Annotated in this window: 1 protein-coding gene and 10 tRNA genes; 1 reads left to right on the forward strand and 10 read right to left on the reverse strand. The window is 39.4% G+C overall.

What is annotated here, in order from left to right:
• The first annotated feature begins 653 nt into the window (after positions 1-653).
• Positions 654-1,967 carry a YjiH family protein gene (locus TCEL_RS12485; RefSeq protein WP_040684118.1) on the forward strand — a complete coding sequence of 438 codons (1,314 nt, stop codon included), beginning with the start codon at positions 654-656 and terminating at the stop codon, positions 1,965-1,967.
• Between the two features lie 94 nt (positions 1,968-2,061).
• Here the strand turns inward: TCEL_RS12485 and TCEL_RS12490 are convergent.
• The 10 genes from TCEL_RS12490 to TCEL_RS12535 form a co-directional block, all read right to left on the reverse strand.
• Positions 2,062-2,137 (reverse strand) — tRNA-Gly (locus TCEL_RS12490).
• An 8-nt stretch (positions 2,138-2,145) separates the two neighbouring features.
• Positions 2,146-2,221 (reverse strand) — tRNA-Phe (locus tag TCEL_RS12495).
• Positions 2,222-2,226: 5 nt separating this feature from the next.
• A tRNA-Leu gene (locus TCEL_RS12500) sits at positions 2,227-2,310 on the reverse strand.
• A 6-nt stretch (positions 2,311-2,316) separates the two neighbouring features.
• Positions 2,317-2,392, reverse strand: a tRNA-Lys gene (locus tag TCEL_RS12505).
• A gap of 28 nt (positions 2,393-2,420) precedes the next feature.
• Positions 2,421-2,496: transfer RNA gene (locus TCEL_RS12510), tRNA-Lys, on the reverse strand.
• Between the two features lie 3 nt (positions 2,497-2,499).
• Positions 2,500-2,575: transfer RNA gene (locus TCEL_RS12515), tRNA-Gln, on the reverse strand.
• 10 nt (positions 2,576-2,585) lie between these two features.
• Positions 2,586-2,663, reverse strand: a tRNA-His gene (locus tag TCEL_RS12520).
• Between the two features lie 4 nt (positions 2,664-2,667).
• Positions 2,668-2,744, reverse strand: a tRNA-Arg gene (locus TCEL_RS12525).
• 6 nt (positions 2,745-2,750) lie between these two features.
• Positions 2,751-2,824: transfer RNA gene (locus tag TCEL_RS12530), tRNA-Gly, on the reverse strand.
• Between the two features lie 4 nt (positions 2,825-2,828).
• A tRNA-Glu gene (locus tag TCEL_RS12535) sits at positions 2,829-2,903 on the reverse strand.
• Positions 2,904-2,973: the final 70 nt, after the last annotated feature.

Raw genomic sequence — 2,973 nt, forward strand, 5'->3', positions numbered from 1 at the left:
AATTAACCTTTGGCTAAGACGCCATGCGGCATCTTAGCGTTATGCGGTATTAGCAGGCCCTTTCGACCTGTTATCCCCCCTCTCAAGGGCAGGTTACCCACGTGTTACTCACCCGTCCGCCGCTAAGGTTCAAGGAGCAAGCTCCTATCCCCTCCGCTCGACTTGCATGTGTTAGGCACGCCGCCAGCGTTCGTCCTGAGCCAGGATCAAACTCTCATGTTCTAACCTGAGCTTCAAAGTACGTTCGCTCTCGCTGTTCAGTTTTCAAGGACCGTCGACGCTTATTTATGTTATCACGTCTTTTTCATTTTGTCAACATCTTTTTTCTTTCGTTTTGTCGTCCTCGCGACGACTTTTATATAATACCATGTACAAAACAAATTACACAAATAAAAAGAGTAGAAATTTTAATTTTAGAACAATATTTCTACTCTTTTTTATATATTTCTCTTTTTTTCGCACCTCAACACTCCAGGTTATGTTGATTTAATTGTACAATTTATTTAAATATGTAGTAAAATCCATACTTTTTGCATTGCGTACTTCTTATATTTATCAACACTATTTAAACATACAAGCTGCATTTAACGTAATAATATTAAAAAACATCTATGAATATATATTAAATAAGTATATTTAAAAGGAGGTACTATATGAATAATAACGTTGAATTAAAACAAAAAACTTCTGTTGCTAGTCTGAAATTTATCATTTTTAGCTGTATAGGTATCTTTATGTTTTTTATTAATGTAACCATTAATAAAACAAAAACAATTCCTCTTGATCACATTGTCACCTTTATACGAAATAACTTGCCTTGGGTTGCTTCAACATATGCCCTAATTGTTTTGCTTTTAGGTGCAATTATGCCATTTTATCTTAAAACATGGAACAAAAATAAATTAAATTTGATCTTTTCTATTTTAAAAGTTTTTGGATTTTTAATTGGTATCTTAATTTACTTTAAAGTAGGTCCAAAGTGGCTTTTTGAAGCAGATATGGGACCATTTCTTTACAATAAACTTGTAATTCCAGTAGGAATAATAGTTCCAATTGGTTCAATTTTCTTAGCTTTCCTTGTTGGTTATGGTTTATTAGAATTCATTGGTGTATTAATGAGACCTATAATGCGACCTATTTGGAAAACACCTGGTCGTTCAGCAGTGGATGCTGTTGCATCCTTTGTTGGAAGTTATTCCATTGCTCTATTAATTACTAATAAAGTTTTTAAAGAAGGAAAATATACAATAAAAGAGGCAGCAATAATTGCCACAGGTTTTTCAACTGTTTCCACTACATTTATGATCATAGTTGCAAAAACTTTAGGCTTAATGAATATTTGGAATAAATTTTTCTGGATTACTTTAGTTGTTACATTCTTAGTTACTTCTATAACTGCAAGATTATATCCACTAAAAAACAAAGATAATTCATATATAAATCTTCAGGGAGATCCAGAACCAGAATACAAATCTAAACTATTAAAAAATGCATGGAATGAAGCTATTAAAGCTGCATCTAATGCTCCTGGGATATTCGAAAATATATATACTAATTTAAGAGATGGATTCAAAATGGCATTAAACATTTTACCTACTATTATGTCTATTGGTCTTATAGGTTTGGTATTAGCTAAATATACTCCTGTCTTTGATATATTAGGCTATATATTCTATCCTTTTACCCTAATCCTTAGAATACCCGAACCAATGCTTGCAGCAAAGGCCTGCAGTATAGAAATCGCAGAAATGTTCTTGCCTGCGCTACTTGTTGCAAAGGCACCTCTTATTACTAAATTTATAGTAGGAGTTGTATCAATTTCTGCAATACTATTCTTCTCTGCTTCTATTCCTTGTATATTATCAACAGAAATTCCTATTACTCTGCCTGAAATAATAATTATATGGTTTGAAAGAACAGTTTTAACATTAATATTTGTAACTCCTATTGCATATTTGATACTATAAAAAAAGAGGATGTTGAAAGTAACTTTCAACATCCTCTTTTAACATTAAATATGTAAAATAAAAAGACCATGTAGTCACTTGCTACATGGTCTTTTGGAGCGGGAAACGGGACTCGAACCCGCGGCATTCACCTTGGCAAGGTGACGCTCTACCAACTGAGCTATTCCCGCATAAAATTTGGTGGCCAGAGCCGGAATCGAACCAGCGACACGGGGATTTTCAGTCCCCTGCTCTACCTACTGAGCTATCTGGCCAGGGATGGTGCGGGCGGAGGGACTTGAACCCCCACGCACTGGGCACTAGATCCTAAGTCTAGCGCGTCTGCCAATTCCGCCACGCCCGCATATTATGGTGGGCCATCGGGGACTCGAACCCAGGACACCCTGATTAAGAGTCAGGTGCTCTACCAACTGAGCTAATGGCCCAAATTTTTCAGCCTTACGGCATTTAAAGTGGTGAGCCACCGGGGAATCGAACCCCGGACACCAAGATTAAAAGTCTTGTGCTCTACCGACTGAGCTAGTGGCTCTTATGGCTGGGCAGGCTGGACTCGAACCAACGAATGCGGGAGTCAAAGTCCCGTGCCTTACCGACTTGGCGACTGCCCATCGTATTTATTGGGGTGGATAGTGGGATTCGAACCCACGACCTCCAGAGCCACAATCTGGCGCTCTAACCAAACTGAACTATACCCACCATATGGTGCGCCTTGAGAGATTCGAACTCCCGACACACGGCTTAGAAGGCCGTTGCTCTATCCAGCTGAGCTAAAGGCGCATATTATGGAGCGGGTGATGGGAATCGAACCCACACAACCAGCTTGGAAGGCTGGGACTCTGCCATTGAGCTACACCCGCATGGTGGTGACCCCTAGGGGATTCGAACCCCTGTTACCACCGTGAAAGGGTGGTGTCTTAACCACTTGACCAAGGGGCCATACTATCCGGCAACGACCTACTCTCCCACACCGTGCGGTGCAGTACCATCGGCCCTGCGGAGCTTAACC

The sequence above is a fragment of the Thermobrachium celere DSM 8682 genome (genome assembly GCF_000430995.1).
Classification (GTDB): domain Bacteria; phylum Bacillota; class Clostridia; order Clostridiales; family Caloramatoraceae; genus Thermobrachium; species Thermobrachium celere.